18 protein-coding genes and 1 pseudogene are annotated in these 22163 nt (G+C 64.3%); 7 read left to right on the top strand and 12 right to left on the bottom strand.

From position 1 onward, the window contains the following. Positions 1 to 164 precede the first annotated feature (164 nt). Positions 165 to 794, top strand: coding sequence for a nucleotide-binding protein (locus RBH19_RS08185; protein WP_306728342.1), 630 nt, complete (start codon positions 165 to 167; stop codon positions 792 to 794). 39 nt (positions 795 to 833) lie between these two features. Here the strand turns inward: RBH19_RS08185 and RBH19_RS08180 are convergent, their stop codons facing one another. The 10 genes from RBH19_RS08180 to speA all read right to left on the bottom strand — a co-directional run bounded on the left by RBH19_RS08180 (position 834) and on the right by speA (position 15015). Beyond that, a complete protein-coding gene (locus RBH19_RS08180; protein WP_306728341.1) occupies positions 834 to 5078 on the bottom strand; it encodes a hybrid sensor histidine kinase/response regulator in 4245 nt (1414 codons plus the stop codon). A 65-nt stretch (positions 5079 to 5143) separates the two neighbouring features. Beyond that, a complete protein-coding gene (locus tag RBH19_RS08175) occupies positions 5144 to 6028 on the bottom strand; it encodes an NAD-dependent epimerase/dehydratase family protein (protein ID WP_306728340.1) in 885 nt (294 codons plus the stop codon). Positions 6029 to 6038: 10 nt separating this feature from the next. Beyond that, positions 6039 to 7283 carry a heme biosynthesis protein HemY gene (locus tag RBH19_RS08170; protein WP_306728339.1) on the bottom strand — a complete coding sequence of 415 codons (1245 nt, stop codon included), beginning with the start codon at positions 7281 to 7283 and terminating at the stop codon, positions 6039 to 6041. Beyond that, on the bottom strand, positions 7283 to 8386 hold the full coding sequence (locus RBH19_RS08165) for a uroporphyrinogen-III C-methyltransferase (protein WP_306728338.1): 1104 nt from the start codon (positions 8384 to 8386) through the stop codon (positions 7283 to 7285). The genes RBH19_RS08170 and RBH19_RS08165 overlap by 1 nt, the downstream gene beginning before the upstream one ends. Next, complete coding sequence (locus RBH19_RS08160; protein ID WP_306728337.1) at positions 8383 to 9180, bottom strand: uroporphyrinogen-III synthase; 798 nt, start codon at positions 9178 to 9180, stop codon at positions 8383 to 8385. Before RBH19_RS08160 ends, RBH19_RS08165 begins: the two co-directional genes overlap by 4 nt. Next, positions 9173 to 10105, bottom strand: a complete 933-nt coding sequence (gene hemC, locus RBH19_RS08155) for a hydroxymethylbilane synthase (protein ID WP_306728336.1) — start codon at positions 10103 to 10105, stop codon at positions 9173 to 9175. The genes RBH19_RS08160 and hemC overlap by 8 nt, the downstream gene beginning before the upstream one ends. A 295-nt stretch (positions 10106 to 10400) precedes the next feature. Beyond that, the gene (locus RBH19_RS08150; RefSeq protein ID WP_306728335.1) at positions 10401 to 11141 is read right to left on the bottom strand and encodes a LytR/AlgR family response regulator transcription factor; all 741 of its coding nucleotides are present in this window, start codon (positions 11139 to 11141) and stop codon (positions 10401 to 10403) included. 16 nt (positions 11142 to 11157) lie between these two features. Beyond that, entirely contained in the window at positions 11158 to 12231 is a 1074-nt protein-coding gene (locus RBH19_RS08145; protein WP_306728334.1) for a sensor histidine kinase, read from the bottom strand. Then, positions 12203 to 13129, bottom strand: coding sequence for an NAD(P)-dependent oxidoreductase (locus tag RBH19_RS08140; RefSeq protein ID WP_306728333.1), 927 nt, complete (start codon positions 13127 to 13129; stop codon positions 12203 to 12205). Before RBH19_RS08140 ends, RBH19_RS08145 begins: the two co-directional genes overlap by 29 nt. Continuing rightward, entirely contained in the window at positions 13126 to 15015 is a 1890-nt protein-coding gene (speA, locus tag RBH19_RS08135) for a biosynthetic arginine decarboxylase (protein ID WP_306728332.1), read from the bottom strand. The genes RBH19_RS08140 and speA overlap by 4 nt, the downstream gene beginning before the upstream one ends. A 160-nt stretch (positions 15016 to 15175) precedes the next feature. On the opposite strand from speA, the gene speE reads away from it, so the two are divergent. After that, a complete protein-coding gene (speE, locus tag RBH19_RS08130; RefSeq protein WP_306728331.1) occupies positions 15176 to 16051 on the top strand; it encodes a polyamine aminopropyltransferase in 876 nt (291 codons plus the stop codon). Between the two features lie 635 nt (positions 16052 to 16686). Here the strand turns inward: speE and RBH19_RS08125 are convergent. Both RBH19_RS08125 and glnK read right to left on the bottom strand, forming a co-directional pair. Then, entirely contained in the window at positions 16687 to 17079 is a 393-nt protein-coding gene (locus RBH19_RS08125; RefSeq protein WP_306728330.1) for a DUF4124 domain-containing protein, read from the bottom strand. A 17-nt stretch (positions 17080 to 17096) separates the two neighbouring features. After that, a complete protein-coding gene (gene glnK, locus RBH19_RS08120) occupies positions 17097 to 17435 on the bottom strand; it encodes a P-II family nitrogen regulator (RefSeq protein ID WP_306728329.1) in 339 nt (112 codons plus the stop codon). Between the two features lie 150 nt (positions 17436 to 17585). Here glnK and ubiK point away from each other — a divergent pair, with 150 nt between their 5' ends. The 5 genes and pseudogenes from ubiK (at position 17586) to RBH19_RS08095 (ending at position 22114) form a co-directional block, all read left to right on the top strand. After that, complete coding sequence (ubiK, locus tag RBH19_RS08115) at positions 17586 to 17843, top strand: ubiquinone biosynthesis accessory factor UbiK (RefSeq protein ID WP_306728328.1); 258 nt, start codon at positions 17586 to 17588, stop codon at positions 17841 to 17843. A gap of 107 nt (positions 17844 to 17950) precedes the next feature. Beyond that, entirely contained in the window at positions 17951 to 18907 is a 957-nt protein-coding gene (locus RBH19_RS08110) for a hypothetical protein (protein WP_306728327.1), read from the top strand. A gap of 148 nt (positions 18908 to 19055) precedes the next feature. Beyond that, positions 19056 to 19283 (top strand): annotated as a pseudogene (locus RBH19_RS08105) (magnesium chelatase domain-containing protein); the annotation flags it as partial. Positions 19284 to 19364: 81 nt separating this feature from the next. Then, positions 19365 to 21173, top strand: coding sequence for a hypothetical protein (locus tag RBH19_RS08100; RefSeq protein WP_306728326.1), 1809 nt, complete (start codon positions 19365 to 19367; stop codon positions 21171 to 21173). 653 nt (positions 21174 to 21826) lie between these two features. Beyond that, entirely contained in the window at positions 21827 to 22114 is a 288-nt protein-coding gene (locus tag RBH19_RS08095; protein WP_306728325.1) for a hypothetical protein, read from the top strand. Positions 22115 to 22163: the final 49 nt, after the last annotated feature.

Below are 22163 nucleotides of genomic sequence, written 5' to 3'. Positions count from 1 at the left end.
TGGCCATTGCGCGGATGAATCCGCGCCTACAGGGGGTTATTGGCAGTTCTGCTTTTTGCTCCTAGCTCCTAGCTCCTTGCTCCTTCTTTCTGTTTTCCAGCTCGCGCCTTGCGGCATCTCTCCTATACTTACGCCCAATGCTCACACCAGCTGAAGGAGTCGGCATGCGTCAGATCATGGTTCTGAACCCGAAGGGTGGCTCGGGCAAGACCACCCTGGCGACCAATCTCGCCGCCTATTACGCCAGTGAAGGATACGATGTGGTGCTGGCGGATTTTGATCCGCAGGAGTCGAGTCTTGACTGGCTGCGGCGCCGGGAAGACAAGTGGCCGGAGATTCGCGGCCTGGTGGCCCACGAGGAAGGCCTTCAAGGGGTGGGTCAGCCGGATTACGTGATCATGGATGCGCCGGCCGGGGCGCGGGGTGCGGAACTGACGGATTTGCTGCGGCGCACGGAGACGGTACTGATTCCGGTGCTGCCCTCGCCGGTGGACATGGAGGCGGCCACCCGTTTCATCCGGGAACTGAAAGACAATGCCCGGTACAACCGGGTCAAGGCCGCCCTGGTGGGCAATCGGGCGAAGGATTACACCCGCATTACCGCCTCCCTGTACCGCTTCCTCGAAAAACAGCGCGTGCCCTATGTGGGCGCCCTGCGGGACACACAGAATTATGTGCGCGCCTATGACCGCGGCATCGGGGTGTGGGAGATGGCACCCTACATGACCTACCGGGACTGGGAGCAGTGGGATCCGATCATCGAATGGCTGGGTTCGGCGCGAAGCCGCCCCTGATGCACCGGGGGCGGCCAGAGGCCGCCCCGCATTCAGACCTCAGACCGGCTCACCACCTTCTCGGGCCAGTGCCTGCCGGATGGCACGCAGCATGGGCCCGGGGTCGCCATCCTTGACCACCACCGCGTCCATGCCGGCTGCCCGGCATTCGGCATGTTCCTCAGACGACACCGCCGCCGTCAGGCCGACCACCCGCAGACCCTGGTGGCGCCCCGCACGGATGGCGCGCGTGGTGGCCAGACCATCCAGTCGGGGCATGTGGCGATCCATGAGGACCAGATCAAAGCGTTCCTGATCGAGACGCTCCAGTACCGCCCGCCCATCGCCGACCACATCCACCTGATATCCGGAATTCGCCAGCACATCACTCACCACCCGGGCGTTGACCGGATTGTCCTCGGCCAGCAGCAGCCGGACATTGCCCGCTTCCCTGGCGTCAGGCACCGGATCAGCCGCAGCGGCGGGATCCACCTTCAGCCCACTCAGGCGATCCAGCCACTCAGCGAGACGGGCTTCGCGAACCGGCCATTCGATGCAGTCCGAATCCGGCGCCTGAAGGGTGATGTTTTCGCAGCGGATGCCATTGGCATCCATGCGCAGATGCAGGGCGTCCTCCGGGACCGCATCGTCGGGCGTCAACAGGATATGACCGGCCTCGCTGAGACGTCGCCAGAACAGGGCGCCGGCCGGATGATCCGGCAGGCTGAGGCAGATGGGGCGATTGGATCGTGATTCGACCCGGGTGCCGCCGTCGTCACTTTCGGCCGAAAAGAGGACGGTAAAACAGCTGCCCTGGCCGGGGTCGGTCTCCAGGCTGATCTCCCCACCCATCAGGCGCGCCAGTTCCCGGCAGATCACCAGGCCAAGGCCATTGCCCTCGATGTCGGTGCTGCCCGGTGCACGGCTGAAGGGCTGGAACAGGCGGGAGACTGCCTCCGCGCTCATGCCCGGGCCGGTATCGCTGACGCGCAGGCAGAGCCGGGCGGCATCCTGGCGTTTCAGCTCCACGGTAATGGCACCGGTCTCGGTGAACTTCACGGCATTGCTGAGCAGATTGCCCAGAATCTGCCGGAAGCGGACTTCGTCACCGACAATGCGGGCCGGGATATCACGGCTGACATGCACCAACAGGGGGAGACCCTTCTCCCGGGCCGCCACTGCATGCAGCGCCGCGGTATCCTCCACGGCCTGGATCACCGGGAAGGGAGCCGGGTGGATCTCCATGCGCCCGGCCTCGATGCGGGCGTGATCCAGGATATCGCTGAGAATGGCCATCAACCCCCGGCCGGCACTGTCGATGGCCTGAGCGTAGTCACGACTGCGGGGCTCGAGCGATTCCCGCAGTAGCAGTCCCGCGAGGCCGAGAATGCCGCTCACGGGGGTGCGAATCTCGTGGCTGAGCTTGGCCAGAAAGGCGGACTTGGCCCGGTTGGCGGCATCCGCCTCCGCCACCAGCAGGAACATGTCCATGGCCTGGGCAGCCTGATCCGCCGCCGCCAGCGATGCCGCCCTGTCCCGCCGGCTCAGGGGGCGCCCGCCGGACGGGCGCACATGCAGTTCCCCGAGACGGCGCCGACCGGTTCTGAGCTCGAAGGCGGCCACATTGGCATCCGCGCTGCTCAAAGGGGGATGACCCGGCTGTTCCGCGGCCACACTCAATGGCGGCAGCCGGCCACTGCGCTCCAGGCGAACCCGTGCCGCCTCCACCGGAAGCAGGGCCATAAGGCCTTCCAGGAAGCGACGCAGCAGGGTGTGGCGATCCGCCGGTTCCGCCAACTGGCTGGCCAGGCCATGCAGCTGCTCAACCCATTGCCGCTGCTCCCGTTCCCTTTGAAGGACAGCACGGCGGCGCTGCCACTGCCGCCATTGCCAGAGGCCCACCAGCAGCACAAGCAGGGCCAGCAAGGCGTAGGCGATCAACGCCGCCGGGGAACGCCAGGGCGCCGGGTGCACGCGAACGGGCAATACCAGCTGCTGCTCCTGCCATTGACCCTGGCTGCCCCGGGCCTGCAATTCGAAGCGATAGTCACCCGGGCCCAGGTTGGTGTAGGTGGCGAACGCCCGGTCAGCACCGCTGTACTGCCAGTTCTCGTCCAGGCCGTGTAGGCGATAGCGATAGCGGTGGGCCGCCGGGTGCCGGAAGTCGAGCAGGGCAAAATCCAGCGACAGGGCCGGCTGGTCATGCCTCAATTCAATACCCTGCCGGGGCCAGGCCGGCTGGTCCTGCATCAGCTCTGGCCGGGCCTGAATGGATTCTCCCATGATGCGCAGGTCGGTGATGCGCAGCGCCACCTCCTCGCCATCTTCCACAAGGGCGTTCGGCTGAATGCGCAGCAGGCCATCGGCACCGGCGAAAACCGGCCCGTCCGGCAGGGTCGCGTGGGCGCCCACATGCATGACCAGAGGCGGCACACCCTGGGCCAGGGCATAGGGACGGACCGTCCCCTCGGGGGTAATGCGGACCAGACCCAGGTCGGTCATGACCCAGACATGATCCTCGCCATCCACCTCCAGGCCGATGGCCGTGTCACTGGGCAGACCCTGTTCGACACCGAAATGATGAATGCGACCGTCGGGATCAAGCCGGGCCACGCCACCATCGTAGCTGGCGACCCAGATGCGGCCACGGCGATCGTGGGCGATGGCCTCCACCATGCCGCCGACCAGGCCCTGAGGCGAGGGAGCAAGGTGGCGGAAGCGGTCTTCTCCCGGGGCCAGCATGAACAGACCCGATCCCTCCGTACCCACCCAGAGGCGACCGTCGCCATCCTCGTGCAGGCGCGTGACACGGTCGTCAGTGAGGCCGTGACGATCGGCCCCGCTGGCCCGCCAGACCTGAAGGTCGCCACTGGCGGGGTCATAGCGGTGCAAACCGTCACCGTTGGTACTGATCCAGAGCTGGCCCTGGCGATCTTCCAAGAGATCCCAGATGGCGGCGGCACGCCCCATATCCACCGCGGCCATGGCCGCCGGATGCGCACGCCGCCCCGTCCCGGCAATGGCGTGGATTTCCATGTCCTCGGTTCCCACCCAGAGCGCATCGCGGCCACCTGCCAGGGCCCAGATATTCTCGCCCAGGCCGGCGGCGGCATCGAAGAGATGCCGCTCCTGAATCTGCCCCTGCTCGTCCACGGCGACGACACCGTGACGATCCGTCCCCAGCCATAGCCGTCCCTGCCAATGGATAGCGGCCCACACGGCGACCGCTGTGCCCTTATCCTGCAGGCCGATGGCCCGAATGCCGGCGGGCGGACGGACCAGGCGCCACAAGCCCTGGCTTTCGCTGCCTACCCATAGCAGCCCCTGGGCGTCCAGGTGCAGGCTGCGCAGGGCACCGGACGGCAGCTGCAGACGGCCATGGCCGGCGGTGTAGCGCTCGGCCTGATCCGCTCCGCGTTCAAGCCGCCAGAGGCCGTGGCGGGAAGCCAGCCAGACCGTGCCCCTGTGATCCCGTTGCACGGCAGTCAATGCCGGGCTGAAATCATCGGCGCCCTGCAGGGTGACGGCGGAAAACACCTCATCCGGGGAATGGCCCTGCCACAGGCCGCTGGCGGCCGCGACCACCACCGGCCCACTGGAGCCGGCCTCGATGGCGTTGATGGCCAGGTAGTCACCCAGCTCTTCACGGCCCTGAAGTGACACCTCTTGAAGGATGTCGGCACCGTTGGCGAGGAAATAGAGGCGATCCGCACTGCCAATCCAGAGGCCGTGAAGACTGCTGGCGAGAGAAAGGATATCCGCCCCTTCCGGCAGACCGCGGGGATGTTCCGGACGGGCAAGGCCCTGTCTCACATCCACCCGGCTGAGGCCGGCACCGGGATGGGCCACCCAGAGAGACTCCCCGTCGTCGCTGGCGACCAGGTCACTGACCCGATCACTCGCAAGACCCTCCGCCGCACCGAGGCGACGCACCTGCCCGGTCGGCGGGTCGATCACCGCAAGACCGGCGTTCAGTGTGGCAATCCAGATATGGCCCCTGGCGTCCTCGGCCAGGGCACGGATGTGATTGCCCGGCAGACTGCCGGCATCGCGGGGATCACGCCGGTAGACCTGCATGCGATGCCCGTCCCAGCGGGCCAGACCGCCCTGGGTGCCAATCCAGAGCAGGCCGTTGCGATCACGCAGAACGGCTTCGACCGTCTCCTGGGGCAGGCCGTCACGATGGTCGACGCCGAGGAAGAAGGCCTCTTCCGACTTGAGCGGACCGGCAAACAGGGCCGAGAACAGGGACAGAATGACAAACCCGAACCCTGAACGGCGCCCGGCGCGAACCACGTTGGCCATGAATCTCCCCCTTTCTTCTCCCCGATACGGCCCGCCACGCGCCCCCACAGCGCGTCATCCACCCGTCAGGCGTCCGCGGGCTCCGCGAGACTGGCACGGATACCGTCGTGCATGTCCGCAAATCGCAACTGCACACCCAGCTCCCGCAGCATGCGATCGGCACGAATGCGGCGACTGGCGCGCAGGAAATCCGCCGCCGGATCCCCCTCGGCCTGACCGTCACGTGGCAGGCGCGGCAGGCCGAAGGCATCGGCACAGGCATCCAGGTAGGCACCGAAACTCTGCGGATGCCCATCCGAAACATTGTATACACCCCCGCCCTTGCCCTGCAGGGCGGCCTGAAAGAGCACGCTTACCAGATCGTCCACATGGATGCGGTTACCGGGCCGGTCGGCCAGATCCGCAGACAGGGGCTCGGCGGCCCGCAGGCGTGACAGCGGCAGTCGCCCCGGGCCGTAGATGGCCGCGATGCGCAGGCGGATCAGATCGACACCGGCGCTCGCCGTCATGGATTCAGCCTGGCGCTCGGCGGATACCCGCCGCCAGGCCCGGTCGCTGTCCGGGCGCAGGGGGCTGTCCTCATCGGTCCAGCCGCTCTCATTGCCCGGCCCATACACCCCGGTGGTTGAGGCCAGCACGAGTCGCTCCGGTTGCTGGGCGGCGAGCAGGGCGGGCAGATGCCGGCGAATGCGTTCATCTTCGCGCCCCTGCCGGGGCGGGGGTGCCAGCCACACCATGACACCGCCCACGGGCAGCTCGGGGGGCGGGGCATCGGCATCGAGGTCAAATGAAAGCCAGTGAACGCCGGGAAGATCGGGGCAATCGTGGATTCGCCGGCGCAGGGCCGTCACCGGCCCGCCACCGGCCGCATGCCAGCGGCGCGCCAGGCGCTGGCCGCTGTCACCCGCACCGACAATCAGCAGGGGGAGATCGCGCAGCCGGCCAGGCAAGTCAGCGGCCTCAGTGCTGGCTGCCGCCAGGGCGCGGCACGATGGGTGGGGAGGTGCCGGGCACGTCGGCCTGGCGGTCCACCGCCAGCTCCAGCCCGCGGCGATAGGCGTCGCTGGCCAGGCCTGTCTCGTCCAGGTGCTCCAGCAAGCGGCCCAGTTCTTCGAAACTGTCCGGCCGTGGCGCAACGGCAATGCTCTGATCCAGATATTGTCGGGCCTTGCCCCAGAGCTTGTTGCGAATACACAGGCGAGCCAGTGTCAGCAACAGGCTGCCGTCTCCCGGGTGGGATTTCAGCCAGGCCTCCGCCTGACGCAGACGACGCTCGGGATCACCCCCTTCCAGGGTCCCGTAGAACAGCACCATGTCGGCATTCCACTGGCGTTTCAGGGCATCCTCGATTTCCCGCTCCGCCGCCTCCTGGGCGTTCACGTTGAGCAGGGCCCGGATGTAGGCCAGTCGTACACTCGGCTCGCGACGCAGACGCCGGGGCATCTTGTCCCACAGTTCATTCACAGCCTGCGTCGCACCGCTTCGGCCACGGTCTGCCAGCAATCGGCAATAACAGTCTCGTTCGATGCGATCCGCTTCGGCCTCCTTGAAGACGTGGCGCTTGCGCATGGCCGGCAGCAGCTGGTGAAGGGATTCCCAGTCCTGCACCGCCTGATAGGCCCGTATCAGCAAGCGCAGGCCGAAGCGATGGCCCGGCGACAGCTCCTGCAGGCGACGCAGGGTCGCCAGGGCATGTTCATGCTGGCCATGGGCCAGTTGTAGCTCGGCCTGGGTCAGCAGAACCGCCACCGTGGCCGAGGGGGTCTGCTCGTAGGCGTTCTTGAGATAGACATCGCGCCGGCGGTGCGCTCCCTGGAGCTGGGCGGCACGGGCGGCAACGAGGTAGTTGATCAGCGGCGTGTCACTGTGTTCGGCCCATTTGCTGAGCGCGTGCTCCGCCGTCTCCCAGCGGCCCTCCGCCAGGTCGATCAGGCCCCGGGTCAGACCCACTCGGGCACGACGACGCCGCCAGTTGTCGATACGCGAGCGCAGTCGCCTGGGCGCCCGAACCATGGCACGGAGGGTGCGAAAGAAGGTGAACAGAACGGTCAGGCCGATGATCAGAACGATGGCCAGCATGGACAGGCTCATCTCCACTGTCCAGCCACCCCAGCCCAGCAGGGCGTAACCGGTGTCCGCCCGCAGCAGAAGGCCGAGGCCGATGGCAGCGAGCAGGATGATCAGCAGGAAGATGAGGCGGCGCATCAGTTACGGGCCTCCACGACCCGGCGCAGGCGCTCAAGGGATTCGGAAATGTCAGGCCGTTCGCTGCGGATGGTGGTCTCGCTCAGGCGAGCGAGTTCTTCGTCCACGGCCTGCACGGCGTCTTCTTCCATGGCGAAATAGCCGTCCAGCCAGTCACGGGCCTCCAGCAGGCTGGCACGCCAGACTTCCGGCTGTTCCCGCAACAGCGCCAGACGGGCCGTGGCCAGGCTCAGGGCCAGGTTGCGACGCAGGAAATACTCCTGCTCCGGCGCCAGCAGCGGCCGCAGGGGTACGTCTTCGTGGCGCACCGTCACCAGTTGCCGGAGCACACGGGTACTGCGCTCACGCAGGCGTGGCCAGAAGTTTTCCGCATCCAGGTCTTCATCCAGATCCGTTTGCGGTGTCCGTTGCACGCCATCGGCCAGTGGCAGGCGGTCAACGCGCTCGATCAGGCTGCCCAGAGTCAGGGCAAGGCCGGTCACATCCGGCTGTTCCAGTGCACGCAGGCGTTCTCGGTCCCGGCTGATGGCCTCGCGCACCGGGGTCATGCCTGGATCGGCCAGGGCCTCGAGACGTTCGTCAGCCGCATCCAGGGCTGCCAGGGCATTGACCGGCTTACCGGCCAGCTGCAGCTCCCGGTTGGCCCGCCGCAGGAGGTACTCCACTTCGGCAATGCGCCAGGCTGAGCGCCCGGCATCCATGAACTCGCGCAGGGTTTCCGTGCGCTCGTCCAGGCGCTCCAGATCCCGTTCGATGCGCTGCCGATGAGCGGTCATGTCATCAAAGGCATCACTCAGGCGATCACTGCGTTGCGGCAGGTCACGCAGTCGATCCAGGGCACGTTCATGCCCTTCCAGGCGATCCTGTTGCTGATCCAGTTCCGACTGCAGGGTCTCCAGTGCCGCCAGGCGTTCCTCGCTCTGCTCCCAGTACCACCAGGCAGCGGCCAGCAACGCCAGTGACAGGAGAAAAGCCAGGGCGGCGAGCACCCCGGCGGAACCGCTCCCCTGCCTGCCCGCAGGCCGGGCAGTGGTGGTGCCGCCCGTGCTGGTCGATGGTTTGGCGGTTGACTGCTTGTCCCCGTTCTTGCTGTCTTCACTCATGACGATGTCCTGTGTCGCTGCCACCAGTCGGCGGCGGCCCGGAGCATGCCGCCATCGCCGGCTTCACCGGCCAGAAGGCGCGGACCCTGAAAACCCTTTTCCGCTGCCTGTTGTAACACACGCTCACTCGGGGCCACCACTGCCAGACCCAGCAGGCGCTGGCGCTGACCCTCGGGAACCACATCCAGCAGATGCCGAAGCGCGGTGGCGCTGGTCAGCATGATCAGATCAATCGCGCCCTGCTGCAGCCAGTCGGCGAGCCGCTCCGGATCGCAGGCTGGCAGACGACGATGATAGAGCATGGCTTCCCGGAAACGGATCCCCCGCTCGCTCAGACCCCGATCCAGCACCCGGCGCCCGCCCTCGCCGCGGCAGATAATGACCTGCTCATCCTTGCCCGGTGCGAAATCCGGGTTGGCCAGCAGGGCAGCGGCGCCTTCACCGGCCCGGGGCATCACGCTGACCAGCCAGCCGGCGGTTGCCAGAGCCCGGGCCGTTCCCTCACCCACGGCCGCGAAACGCACGCCTGGGAGTTCGATATCGTGTTCGGCGAGGCACTCCACCAGGCGGGACACGGCACCGGGGCTGACGGGAACCAGCCAGTCATTCGCACGTGCGCTGCGCAGGGCTTCGATGGCCGGCCCCGGGTCTTCCGGCGGCACCAGCTCCAGGAGTGGAAAGATCAGTGGCCGTCCACCCCGCGCCTTCACCGCATCCGCCAGCCCCGTCATTTCCGACGCTGGCCGGGTGAGCAGAATGCCGGCACCGTTGAGGGAGGCCGCAGCCTCAGTCATGGCCGGCTTCCGCCAGACGGTCAAGGATTTCGCGTCCGCCACCGGCGATGATCTCCTCGGCCACTGTCTCGCCCAGTGTCTCGGCCTCGCTGGCGTCACCCTCGCGTTGGGCGCGAATGACATGGCTTCCATCCGGCCAGCCCACCATGCCCCGAATCCGCAGTTGCTGACCATCAAGTTCGGCATAAGCGGCGATGGGCACCGAGCAGCTGCCTTCAAGGCGGGCGTTCATGGCCCGCTCGGCCAGGGTACGGATCCAGGTATCGGGATCATTGACCTGGGCCAGCAACTCTCGAATCTCGCTGTCATCGGCCCGGCATTCGATACCGATGGTGCCCTGACCCACGGAGGGCAGGGACTCTTCGGGCGAGAGGCGACGGCGGATACGCTCCTGCAGGTCCATGCGATCCATTCCCGAGGCCGCCAGGATGATGGCGTCGTAATCTCCGGCGTCCAGCTTGGCCAGGCGGGTCTGGACATTGCCGCGCAGAAAACGCACTTCAAGCCCCGGATACTGGGCCTTCATCAGGCACTGGCGACGCAGGCTGGAGGTACCCAGCACCGAGCCCTCGGGCATCTCGGCCGGGCTGGCGAAGCGTTCGGAAATGAAGGCGTCACGAGGGTCGTGGCGGGCCAGTACGGCCGGCACCACCATGCCCTCGGGCAGATGCGCGGGCAGATCCTTCATGGAGTGCACGGCAATGTCCGCCTCGCCGGCGAACAGGGCCCGCTCCAGCTCCTTGATGAAAAGACCCTTGCCGCCGATCTCGGACAGGGGCGCGGACTGGAACTCGTCACCGCGGGTGGACAGGGGAACCAGCTCCACCTGAAGGTTCGGCCGCGCCCGGCACAGAAGGTCGGCCGCAAACTGCGCCTGCCACAGGGCCAGCTTGCTCTTGCGGGTGGCGATACGAAGGCGATGCATGGGGATCTGTCCCGGGTTTGGATTTGGTGGGGGGTATTCTAACGGCTTTGGCTGGGACGGTGGGTGTGTTCGGTTTCGTGATCGTAATCGTAGTCGTAATCGTAATCGGCTTTCCTCGAGCCACGAATGACGAGCAGCGAGCTACGAGCAAAACCATAAAAGCTGGCACGGCGAGGTTTTCGTCTTTTAGCTCGCTGCTCGTTGCTCGAAGCTCGTAGCTGCTTTCAAAAAGCCGATTACGATTACGATTACGACAACGACAACGACAACGATGGCCGGGGGCGCAGCCCCCGGCCTACAAACCCAATCTCTCCCTTACCGCCGGCAGCATGCGGCGGCTGACTTCCAGGCTTTCGTCGCAGTCGCGCAGGTAGAGACGGAAGCGGCCGCGGCCGACTTTCTCCAGGCGCGAGACCTGGTCGATGGCGACCAGGGCGTTGCGATGGATGCGCTGGAAGCGGCGGGCGAATTCCTCTTCCAGCTGCTTGAGGGGTTCTTCCACCAGCACTTCGCCTTCGCGGTGACGAACCACCACGTACTTGTGTTCGGCCCGGAAGAAGAACACGTCTTCGATGGGAATGAGGTGAAGCTGGTCACCCATGCGGGCGCGAATGTGCTGACGGCCCTGCTCTTCTTCCGGTTCGCCGGACTTGAGGCGCAGATCAGCGAGCTGGGCACGGCTGGGGCGCTTGGCCCGCTCCAGGGCCTGATGCAGGCGTTCGGCACGGATGGGCTTGAGCAGATAATCAACGCCCTGAGCCTCAAAGGCCTCCATGGCGAAACGGTCATAGGCCGTGGTGAAAATGACGGCCGGGGGCTGATCCAGCTCGGCCAGCTTGCGGGCGGCACTCAGGCCGTCCATGCCGGGCATGCGGATATCCAGCAGCACCACATCGGCACCGCTGCGGGAAAACACGTCCAGCGCCTCGGCACCATTGCCGGCTTCACCGACCACGTCCCAGCCATCCATGCCTTCGATGAGATGGCGAAGCCGCCCCCTGGCCAGCGCCTCGTCGTCGACAATGAGGACCTTCATGTAGGCATTCTCCCCGTCATTCTTCCTCCCGAGGCAATCTCAGGCGGGTGGTGAAGCGGCTTTCCGTTCGCCGAGTCTCCAGGCGGGCCTGTGGGCCCAGCTTCAGACGAAGCCGCTGGGTGACATTGTCCAGAGCCATCTGGTGGCCACGGCGGGCGGTGGGCCGTTGATCCGTATCCGGCAAGGGGTTCTCGATCAACACTTCCACATGATCCGCATGGGGAGTGGCGGTCACCTCCACCCGGCCGCCTTCCGGCCGCGTCTCTATTCCATGATAGACGGCATTTTCCACCAGGGGCTGAATAATCAGCCGTGGCACGCGAACACGCTCCAGATCCTCGTCCCGCACCCGCCAGTCCACATCGAGGCGGTCACCCAGGCGCAGGCCCTCAAGATTGAGGTAGCGCCGGGCCAGTGACATCTCATCGGCCAGGCTGACACCGTCCGGGGTATCCGACAGGCTGGCACGAAACAGATCGGACAGATCTTCCACCGCCTGCTCGGCTCGTTCGGGGCGAACGGTAATCAGTGCCGCCACGGTATTGAGGCTGTTGAAGAGGAAGTGAGGGCGGATGCGAGCCTGCAGGGCCTCGATTCGGGCCGTGGCCTCGCGCTGCACGTTCTGCTTCCACTGATTCTGAATGTGGAAATAGCGCAGCATGACACCGGCCACGATGGCGCCGATGGCGGTATTGCGAAAGAGAAACTGACCCTGATCTGCCGGCAGCCAGGGGCTGCCCAGGCCGCTCCAGTCGGCGAGGTGCCAGGCCAGCAGTGAGAGCAGCAGGATGGCGGCCACCAGAGCCAGATAGGTCAAGGCGGCCGCTTGAAGGCGCGGCCGTTCAGCAAGGGGCCGGCGCATGACACAGACCAGGCCGGCACACACCAGCGCCAGCCACTGCAGGAAGAGCGAGACCACCCCCAGATCCACCCAGAATCCCATGCCCAGCTCGGAACGGGTCAGAACCAGCAACAGGGCCAGCAACTGGGTGGCAAGCACCACCACCAGCAGATTGGGTGCGGAACAGAAATCCGGCAGAAAATCGGCGCCGGTGCCGGTTTCATTCCCCTGCGGTTTTGCCGCGTTCATCCTCTTCCCCCTTCAAGGCGCCATTATTGTCCAGTTGCGCCTGTTTGATCCGGAACAGCGCCGAAACATCCTCGTCACCGTGACCGGCCTCGATCAGGCGCCGGTAATGCAGACGGGTCATTTCGATGATGGGCAGCTGAGCCTCGGCCTCGGCCGCCAGGGCCTGGCAGATGGCCAGATCCTTGTCATGCAGGCTGACCCTGAACCCCAGAGGATAGACCCCGTCACGCATATTGGGCGCACGCTTGCGCAAAAACCAGCTGTCGGCGGCGCCGCCTGACAGGGCCTCGATCACCCGGTCGGCATCCAGGCCCTGTGAGGCAGCGAGGGCCATGGCTTCTGATACCGCCTGATTCACCCCCGCCACGGCCACCTGGTTGACGGCCTTGGCCGCCTGCCCGGCACCGGCGGGGCCCATGTGAATGATGCGTGAGGCCATGGCTTCCAGAATCGGTCGGGCCACGGCCAGGGCCTCCGTGGAGCCGCCCACCATCATGGACAGGGTGGCAGCTTCGGCGCCTTCCGTGCCCCCCGACACCGGGGCATCGAGAAAGCTGGCCCCCCGCTCGGCCACGGCTTCGGCCATCTGCCGCGCCGTGGCCGGCTGCACGGTGGAGCAATCCACCACCACATGGCCCTCTTCCAGGCCAGGCAACAGGGCCTCCACCACCGCCTGCACATCCTCATCGGCGCTGACACAGAGCAGCAGAACGCGTGCCCGCGCCGGCAGGGCCGCCAGATCGTCCACGGCCGCCAGCCCCGTGTCTTCGGCAAAGGCCGAACGGCGCGCCGGGCTGCGATTCCACACCGCCGCGAGCAGGCCGGCCCGGTGCAGATTCCGGGCCATGGGCCAGCCCATGCTGCCAAGGCCGATGAAGGCCGCCTGTTGTCCCTTCATGAGCCACTCTCCAGATAGGTATAGGCCTTCAGACCGTCGTCGAGATAGGCCAGCAGGTCACGGGCATCGGCCTGATCCAGGCGAGCGGCGGCCACCTTGTGCCGATAGCGGGCGCGCAGCTCCTCGGGGTCGAAATGCACGTAACGCAGCAGCTCGTCGGTGCTGTCGCCCTGCTCCGCTCCGCTGAAGGCGAAGTCGCTGTCCTCGCTGCCTTCATGCACTTCCACATTGACCGAGTCGGTGTCTCCGAAGAGGTTGTGCATGTCCCCCAGGATTTCCTGGTAGGCGCCCACCATGAAAAAGGCGATGCGGTCCTCGCCGGCCGGGCGGGGCTCGGGGAAGGGCAGGGTCGCTTCCAGGCCATTGTGATCCACATAGCGATCCACCCGGCCGTCGGAATCACAGGTCAGGTCACGAATCACCACGCGATGATCCAGAGGCTCATTCAGGCGCGACAGCGGCAGAATGGGAAAGACCTGTTCGATGGCCCAGACGTCGGGCAGGGACTGGAACAGGGAAAAGTTGCAGAACAGGCGATGGGCCAGCTTCTCATTGAGTTCGTCCATGATGTCGCGGTGATGGCGGATGTCGCCGTTCAGGCGCTGGCGCACGCGATGACAGATGGCCTGGTAGAGCTGTTCGGCCTCGGCCCGCTGCCCCAGGTCGAGCACCCCGTGGGTGTAGGCGCCCTGGGCCTCCGACAGCCAGTGCAGGGCATCGTGATAGGCCTCAACGGGCGAGCGTTCATCCAGACCCTGGAGCAGCTCACGCAGGTCACGCAGCATCATGGGCGCGGCATTCTCCGATGCCGGCGGCACCGTGTCGGGCACGGATTCCAGGTCTACTACATTGGTGACGAGCACGGCGTGGTGTGCTGTCAGGGCACGGCCGGATTCACTGATGATGTCCGGATGGGGCAGGCCGCGAGCCTCGCAGATCTCCCACAGGGTGCGCACGATGGCCTGGGCATACTGCTGCATGCTGTAGTTCATGGAGCAGTAGCTGCGTGAACCGGTGCCCTCGTAATCCACGCCCAGACCACCCCCAACATCCATGACCCGAATGTTGACGCCCATGGCCTGCAGCTCGGCATAGAAGCGGGCCGCTTCGCGCATGCCGCGCTGGATGTCACGGATATTGGCCAGCTGGGAACCCAGATGGAAGTGCAGCAACTGCAGGGCATCCTGCATGCCCGCTTCGCGCAGGTGGCGGATCGCCGACAGCACCTGGTTGGCGGACAGGCCGAACTTGGATTTCTCGCCCCCGGTGTTTTGCCAGTTGCCGGAGCCCACGCTGGCGAGACGAATGCGCACGCCGATGCGCGGCGCCACGTCCAGGGCGCGGGCCTCCTCCAGCAGCAGGCGCAGTTCTGAAAGCTTTTCCACCACGATATAGACACGGTGGCCGAGCTTCTCCCCGATCAGGGCCAGGCGCAGGTACTCGCGATCCTTGTAACCATTGCAGACGATCACCGCCTCTTCCGGGGCCACGCCAAGCACGGCCATCAGCTCGGGCTTGGAGCCGGCCTCCAGGCCGACACGATCCCCGCCATGGCGAACGATCTCCTCCACCACGGCGCGCTGCTGATTGACCTTGACGGGGTAAACGGCCGTATAACGGCCCTGGTAATCGTCCTGCTCCCGGGCCTGTGCAAAGGCACCGGTGAGCTGGTCCACCCGGTCGCGCAGGATGCCCTGGAAGCGCAACAGCACGGGCAGTTGCAGATTCTCGTCGGGCAGGCGGTCGACAATCGCGTCCAGGCTCACACCCCGGCCCTGCCGGTCGGGTCGTACCCTTACCCGGCCCTCGCGATCGATGGCGAAGTAGCCCTCACTCCATCGTTCCACGGCATAGACCTCGGCGGCGGTATCGAGTGGCTGGCTCATGGGCCTGATGATCCTTGTGCGGTAAGCCTCGGGCAAATGCGACCCCGCCGTTCACGGGGAGACAGGAAACGCTCCGATTGTAACCAATCAGGGGCCGGCGAATGCCACCATGGGTATAATCCGCCCCATTCCATTTCAGTTTGCTTTCAGGAGCCGGCAAATGACGGTCGAGGAAAAACGCGACGAGACCCTGTGGTTCACGGAACGGGCGGACGAGGCAGGCATGGGCCTGCAGCTGCGCATTCACGAACGCCTGCACCATGAGCAGTCCGATTACCAGCGCATAGAGATCTATGACACTACGTCTTTCGGCAAGCTGATGGTGATCGACGGCTTCGTCATGCTCACCGATCGTGACAATTTCGTCTATCACGAAATGATGAGCCACCCGGTGCTGTTCACCCATCCGGCACCGAAGCGGGTGGTGGTGATCGGCGGTGGCGACTGCGGCACCCTGCGCGAGGTGCTGCGCCACCCCGGCGTGGAAGAAGCCATCCAGGTTGAGATTGATGAGCGCGTTACCCGTCTGGCCGAACAGTACTTCCCCGAGCTCTGCGACAGCAATGACGATCCGCGCGCACGGCTGCTGTTCGAGGATGGCATCGAGTGGATGCGCAACGCCCCGGACGGCAGCGTGGATGTGATCATCGTCGACAGCACCGACCCCGTCGGCCCCGCCGAGGGCCTGTTCAACCGGGCCTTCTACGAGCAGTGCCATCGCGCCCTGGGCGACGGCGGCCTGCTGGTCCAGCAGAGCGAGAGCCCCCTGCTGCACCTGGAACTGATCAAGGCCATGCGCGCCGCCATGCAGGACGGCGGCTTTGCCGCCTGCCATACCCACCAGTTCCCCCAGCCCACCTACCCCAGCGGCTGGTGGTCCGCCACCATGGCCCGCAAGGGCCGGGGCTTCGAGGGCTTTCGCGAAGACGACGCCGCCCGGCGAGGCTTCGAGACCCTTTATTACACCCCCGAAGTCCATCGCGGCGCCCTGGCCATGCCACCCTTCTTCTGCAAGGCGACCGGGCAGAAGGGATAAAGACGCCGCGAAATGCACGCTAAATGGACGCGAGATTTGGGCCGTGCAGGGTGAGGGGCCGTGCGGTTTCGGAGGGGCCGTGCCAGCGGATGGCATGGGGGTGGCTATCGGCAGCGTGGGAGCGGATTTATCCGCGATAACAATCTCTCGGTTGGCAGGCCCGTCTGGCGAAACCCCCTGTAGGCGCGGATTTATCCGCGCAATGGCTGGAATCCGACGGCCAACCGCATTTCGTGAACCCATCCAAAATCCGTCAATTGGGGTATGGATGGAACCGGGCGGTTTCCATTAGGGAATCAAACGGCGGATTTGGGCCATTGCGCGGATGAATCCGCGCCTACAGGGGGCAATAGAACCCGCCCAGACACCACGTTTCCCCCGGGTCAGCGGTGCCCGTCCCGCCGATAAGGCGGGAGGCCGAGTGGCTGGGTGGCTGTGGTGGTCTCTCGCGCCGCGCTGGACTGAGGGGCGTAGCAGCGCTACGTGCCGAGGGAAGCGCAAGCGAGAGGCCGCCACAGACAGCCAGACGCCGGCCAGCGTGATGCCGTCTGCCTGCACCACATCCAACTCAAAGCCGCTGAGCTTCGATTCAGCACGGGCTCCCTTACGGGAGCGGTCCCGCCTGATCGGCGGGACTACTCACAATACTGATCGATCTGCCGCTGCAGGCGGTCGATCTCGGCCTGGGCCACTTCCGGTTCCAGCTCTTCCTGCTCACCCTCGGCGTTGATGCGAAACAGCACGTCGGCATCGCGGTACTCCGCCAGGCGTTCCCGCATACCATCGCACTCGCCTTCGCTCAGGCGCGGACGATCCGGATCCTCCTCATCGTCTCCCTCTGCGGTTTCGACGGGCGACGGTACCGGGCTGCCGCGAAGCTGTACCCGTTCAACCTCTTCATCATCCGGCGGCGGCGTGTCGCTGAACTGGACATTGCCTTCCTCGTCCACCCAGCGATAGACCTGCTGGGCGGAAACCGGCAGGAAGACAAGCAGGAGAAGGAGGACGGTCAGACGTTTGATGAGCATGGGTGCACCCCCGGTGCTTACAGGGCATCGCCATCGGTTTCGCCGGTGCGAATGCGGATGGCCTGTGCCAGTTCGTAAATGAAGATCTTGCCGTCGCCGATCTTGCCGGTGCGGGCGGCATCGGTAATGGCCTCCACCACCGCATCACTCATGTCGTCGGAGACCGCGACTTCAATCTTCATCTTGGGCAGAAAGTCGACCACGTATTCGGCGCCACGATAAAGCTCGGTATGGCCCTTCTGGCGGCCGAAGCCCTTGACCTCGGTGACGGTGATGCCCTGGACACCGACTTCGGAGAGGGCCTCCCGGACATCGTCGAGCTTGAACGGCTTGATGACGGCAACCACCATCTTCATGGTCATGCTTCCCTGGCTGACTTTCTGTGGACAATGATCGCATTCTGCGAAGGATGTCCCGTTTTCGCAAGCGGCCGGGCTGCATGAACGGACTGATCCCTTATACTGGACGGTAACAGCGAGCCATTCCTTCCCAGCCGGAGCACTGCCATGGCCTTTGATCCCCGCAAGCTCGATGAAATCGCCCGCCAGCTGGCCGAGAGCCTGCCCGAGGGACTGCGGCATCTGAAATCGGACGCGGAGAAGAACTTCCGTGAAGTGCTGCAGGCGACCCTGGCGAGGCTGGACCTGGTGACCCGGGAAGAATTCGACGCCCAGTCGGAAGTGCTGGCCCGGGCCCGGGCACAGTTGGAGTCCCTCAGCGAGCGGCTTGAGCGCCTGGAGCAGGAGCTCAAGAGCCAGGGCTGAACGCCGCATCAACCGCCCCTCACGCCACCGGCGATGGGCCTTCTTGACGAAGGCGTGTTACTGTACTATAACAGTACAGTGATTCCATTGATCCCCCGGGAGGCGACATGAACCGCATTTCTCTTTCTCGTGGCCGGCCACTGCTGGCACTGGCCGCCGGCCTGCTGCTGTGCGGCGCGGCCCTGGCCAGCGAGCCGGCCAACATTCCCGCCGGCAGCGAACACGCCGGCAACGTGGAAACCCGCAACAGCCCGATCACTGTCGGCGACAACGCCCGCATCGACGGCCATGTGCTGTCTCGAAACGGGCGCGTCCGCATCGGCGATCAGGTGACCGCCGAGAATGTCAGCAGCCGAAACGGCACCATTTCCATCGGCAATGGCAGCCGGGTGGGAGCGATTGAGGCCCGCAATGGTGCGATCACCCTGGGCGACGATGTCCACAGCCGACGCATTGAAGCGCGCAATGGCGCCATCCGGATTGGCGCCGGCAGTCAGGTCCGCGGGGTGGACAGCCGCAATGGGGCCATCGAGATCGGGCGCGACACCCAGGTCGAGGGTACGGTGGATACCCGCAATGGGGCCATTCGCCTGCATGACAATGTGCAGATCAACGGCAGTGTGCACACAAGAAACGGGGCAGTGACGCTGTCCCCGGGTGTTCAGGTGGACGGTGACACTGTCTCGCGCAATGGTCGCATCGCGCTGGACAGCGCCACCATCACCGGCAGCGTCCGCTCCCTGAATGGCGGCATTCACCTGAATAACGGCAGCGAAGTGGGCAAGGATGTCATCATCGACGCCCGCGATTCGGCCCGTCAGCGGGGCGGCTTTCTGGGATTCGGGGGCAGTCGCAGCTACAACGATGCCGGCAGCATTCACATCCTGGATGGCAGCATCGTCCGGGGCGACGTCAAGCTGCTGCTGCCCGAAGACTACGACGCCGAGATCCCGACCGTGACCGTGGATGCCGACAGCCGCATCGAAGGCAGCCTGCGGGTGGACGCGCGCGTCAAGCTGGAGATCGCCGATGAAGGCCGGATCGGCAACATCATCCGTGAATGAATGAGCTCAGCGGGCGGGCTCGACGGCCCGCCCGCCTGTCAAAACCTTCCTACACGCATCACCGCCGTTCCCTGATCGCCCCGCCCGCCCTGCCTGTCCGACAATCAATCCCTCTTATCGCGCTATTGGAGTAATGAAAGGGGGAATCATGCGCCTGGCGACAGTGGCCAGCCGTGCCTCGGTGGGGATCGAGGCGCCGGCGGTTCAGGTGGAAGTGAACATCTCGCGGGGGCTGCCGTCCCTGTCCATCGTGGGGCTGCCGGAGGCGGCGGTGCGGGAAAGCCGCGACCGGGTCCGGGCGGCGATTGCCAATGCGGGTTTCGAGTTTCCGCGCCGGCGGGTAATCGTGAATCTGGCTCCCGCCGATCTGCCCAAGGTGTTAAAAACATCGCTTTTTTGGAATACACAACGGTCGGCTGGAATATCACAACGATATTCTGGAATGGAAGCCGACTAGATGAGCACAATAAAGCACGAAACTTTAGCCTTTCCAGACACTTGGCGCTTACTCTCCTTCGGAAAATGGAAATTCCATCGAGAGCTACGGCAGGAGCCCGTCATCCAGGTCACCTTGGGCGAGATCTATGGGGCAGGCGTTGAGCCGAGCAAAGCCCCGCGGCTGACCGGCCAGATCCGCGACTGCGAGCTCCCAGTCGGTGAATTGCCGCCCCTCTACCTCAACGCGATCCTCTCCGACGGAAAAGTCCTCCCAGCGCAGAACCTGGCTCCCCCGACTGAAAATCGCCTGAAGCATCCAGAAACGCTCGATTTCTCGCGCACGAACTGCCGGATCATCACCCGTGAGCATCAGGACGAAACTGGAAATGTCGTCATCCCGCGTCGTCGAAAGCTTTTCGAGCTTCGAGGCGATCGCGAAAGCCTGTTCCTGGCCATTGGTAAAGGCTCAGACCCCTACGCGCGCATCGTGCCGTGCATGGAAATCGTGCGGTTCTTCTACGCATCGAGCACCGGGATGGCGCGGGCGGTGTTCAGCGAGGCCTTCACAAGACCCGATGAGACGCTCTGGAATCCCGCCAGATGCGATTGGGATCGCCAGCGCGGCCATGTACACATCCACCTAAGGAAAAGCCGTATGGACGCGGATGCGCGGCTGCTCGCGTATTTCTACACGCAGCCCGTCGCGTTTAAGCACGCCGCAAGTATCTTCAAACAGGTCGCAGTCAGCGCCGCCGCGCCTGGCGCCGGCGGGGCCCACGCGGTCCAGGCCTATGCGCCCTTAGACGGTAAGGCACCCGCCCGGTACCGATACATTCCGATCGGGGTGGGGGGGCGAGATCGCCGGTTGATCACCCGATTCCACACAGTAGACCTTCCAGTCGCATTTCGTTCGCTGGAATGGACCCGAGACGGAGACAGCCGATCAACGCCCGACCGGCGTTATGTTCCGGTGACTCCTGGTAAACCGTCAGCGCCCCGCATCGACGATGACACGCTACCTGAGGAATATACCTTCACGGATGAGGCGCAGAATCGAGAACAGTCACCTCGCCACATTGTATTTCACGAGACGGAGGGTCGGTTTCGAACATTGTCTGCCGTGCCGGCGAAGAAGTCCGAGAAGCACACCCAGCAGTTCCGGTCACAATCGAATCGCAAATCCCAGCCGGATTCGGGAGCGGCCACCACATTAGCCGCAAGCGGCGGAGATCCCGGCAGACGGCGCATATCTCTGCAGAATGAACGTACCGAAGAGGATTCGACACAGGAAACGGACACCCAACAAAACTCGGACGATCCGTTCGACAACCTCGTCAAGCAACTCCAAGCCCTCGGGATTCTCGTCGGGGTGAAAGTGGAATTTCTTGGGCTTCTGGGGCGCCAGTTCTGGGAGGGATCCGTTGTCTATAACGCTTTCGAAGCAAAGTACGCGTGGGAAAAGCGCCATGCTCCCCATGTGGGGGCGTGGTACTTCAGCGATGATGCCGGAGCACCCCGTCTGTTGGTCGCTGCAGAAATACGGGTGAAAAGCCCGTCTGGTGATCAGTTCTATTATGTCGTCGACATGCAAGCGCGGAAGGGGCGCCGTGAGGGAATACGGTTGTTGTGTAGGCCGGGGTTTGCTCAGATTGACTCTGGTGTTCTCGCCCGCGCGCTTCGCAATGAGCCTCGCCATCAGGCGCTAAGAATCAAGCTCGAAGGTGTGAACATTCAGTCGCAGCGTCATGTCTGGCCGTTCGGCAGAGATGCCAGGCCCAAGCAATTCCTAAAGGCTGTCATCCAGAAGCTCGGTGATGCTCCGCCCTAGAGTCTTGTTAATTTGCGCGCGTTTTGCGTCTCTTGCGGGATGATTGAGACCAGGACTCCCCAGCTCGACCTGATCAACGCTAGCGTAAGCCTAGGCTACCAGCTACAACTACTTGAAAACCTAAGTGATCCGAATAACGCTCTACTCGTGGCATCGGTCTAAGCTGTAACCTATACTTCTCGTCAGAGCCCAAAGCTTTAGGGACAGACGCTGAGATGCCTTACCCCTTTTTGCGCAAAGCGCGATTTATCCTTACAGGACTTATTACGGCACTAGGTGCGTTCCTGTCCTCCCTCTTTGTTTTCGAGAGTGCGCCATTGGTTTTGTGGTTCGCATGGCAAATAACTGTGCTGGTTGACCAACTCTATAGTGATGTATTTTCTGGCTTTTTCGAACCTATCACTCCTGTGAGTTTGCATGCGACCGAAATCAAGAGGATTGCTCGTCCTCCGATTTTTCCAGGAGCTCACCGATGACAGAACCATTGATGTCGCATGTGCACGTTTGAGCGAGCTTGAATGGTGCACCTCCCGGGCGCAGTTGTGGTTAGCAGTCAATGCAGCTATGTCGAGTGCAGTTATTGATGGCCAGATTCCAGCATTAGCCCAGGAGGCACCTAGGGCCACTGTGACGAGGAAGACACGGAGATTGATATGTCCGTAGAAGAAGATCGTGCGATCGCAATATTGGACTCGGCGGGCTGCCTGCCCGGTGATTGGCACGTTGATAGTCAGCAGCATTCGGGTGGTGATATCCGCCTTCGACTCAGCAACCATGGTGATGGACGGACAGTTTGGCTTCGGATCACGAGAGAGACGATGGACGACTTTCTTTTTATCCACCAAAGTTCGAAGTTTTCCGATCAAGGGCAGCGCAAGCTTGGCAGTCTCTTCGAGACCGAGGTGGAGACTTTTCAGGACGGCGAGGAGCGGGTTTTTTAAGTCAATAGTCGAACATCAAAAGGATTTGGATTCCATCAGTTCATTGAAT

The sequence above is a fragment of the Natronospira bacteriovora genome (assembly GCF_030848495.1).
Taxonomy (GTDB): Bacteria; Pseudomonadota; Gammaproteobacteria; order Natronospirales; family Natronospiraceae; genus Natronospira; species Natronospira bacteriovora.
Note: the sequence above shows the minus strand (reverse complement) of the source record. Positions and strands in the feature narration are given on the sequence as shown.

What these genes read in the sequence shown, in the direction of transcription:
- RBH19_RS08185 (WP_306728342.1), top strand. Translation starts at nt 165, where the DNA reads ATGCGTCAGATCATGGTTCTGAACCCGAAGGGTGGCTCGGGCAAGACC.
- RBH19_RS08180 (WP_306728341.1), bottom strand. Translation starts at nt 5,078, where the DNA reads ATGGCCAACGTGGTTCGCGCCGGGCGCCGTTCAGGGTTCGGGTTTGTC.
- RBH19_RS08170 (WP_306728339.1), bottom strand. Translation starts at nt 7,283, where the DNA reads ATGCGCCGCCTCATCTTCCTGCTGATCATCCTGCTCGCTGCCATCGGC.
- RBH19_RS08165 (WP_306728338.1), bottom strand. Translation starts at nt 8,386, where the DNA reads ATGAGTGAAGACAGCAAGAACGGGGACAAGCAGTCAACCGCCAAACCA.
- RBH19_RS08160 (WP_306728337.1), bottom strand. Translation starts at nt 9,180, where the DNA reads ATGACTGAGGCTGCGGCCTCCCTCAACGGTGCCGGCATTCTGCTCACC.
- hemC (WP_306728336.1), bottom strand. Translation starts at nt 10,105, where the DNA reads ATGCATCGCCTTCGTATCGCCACCCGCAAGAGCAAGCTGGCCCTGTGG.
- RBH19_RS08150 (WP_306728335.1), bottom strand. Translation starts at nt 11,141, where the DNA reads ATGAAGGTCCTCATTGTCGACGACGAGGCGCTGGCCAGGGGGCGGCTT.
- RBH19_RS08145 (WP_306728334.1), bottom strand. Translation starts at nt 12,231, where the DNA reads ATGAACGCGGCAAAACCGCAGGGGAATGAAACCGGCACCGGCGCCGAT.
- RBH19_RS08140 (WP_306728333.1), bottom strand. Translation starts at nt 13,129, where the DNA reads ATGAAGGGACAACAGGCGGCCTTCATCGGCCTTGGCAGCATGGGCTGG.
- speA (WP_306728332.1), bottom strand. Translation starts at nt 15,015, where the DNA reads ATGAGCCAGCCACTCGATACCGCCGCCGAGGTCTATGCCGTGGAACGA.
- speE (WP_306728331.1), top strand. Translation starts at nt 15,176, where the DNA reads ATGACGGTCGAGGAAAAACGCGACGAGACCCTGTGGTTCACGGAACGG.
- RBH19_RS08125 (WP_306728330.1), bottom strand. Translation starts at nt 17,079, where the DNA reads ATGCTCATCAAACGTCTGACCGTCCTCCTTCTCCTGCTTGTCTTCCTG.
- glnK (WP_306728329.1), bottom strand. Translation starts at nt 17,435, where the DNA reads ATGAAGATGGTGGTTGCCGTCATCAAGCCGTTCAAGCTCGACGATGTC.
- ubiK (WP_306728328.1), top strand. Translation starts at nt 17,586, where the DNA reads ATGGCCTTTGATCCCCGCAAGCTCGATGAAATCGCCCGCCAGCTGGCC.
- RBH19_RS08110 (WP_306728327.1), top strand. Translation starts at nt 17,951, where the DNA reads ATGAACCGCATTTCTCTTTCTCGTGGCCGGCCACTGCTGGCACTGGCC.
- RBH19_RS08100 (WP_306728326.1), top strand. Translation starts at nt 19,365, where the DNA reads ATGAGCACAATAAAGCACGAAACTTTAGCCTTTCCAGACACTTGGCGC.
- RBH19_RS08095 (WP_306728325.1), top strand. Translation starts at nt 21,827, where the DNA reads ATGTCCGTAGAAGAAGATCGTGCGATCGCAATATTGGACTCGGCGGGC.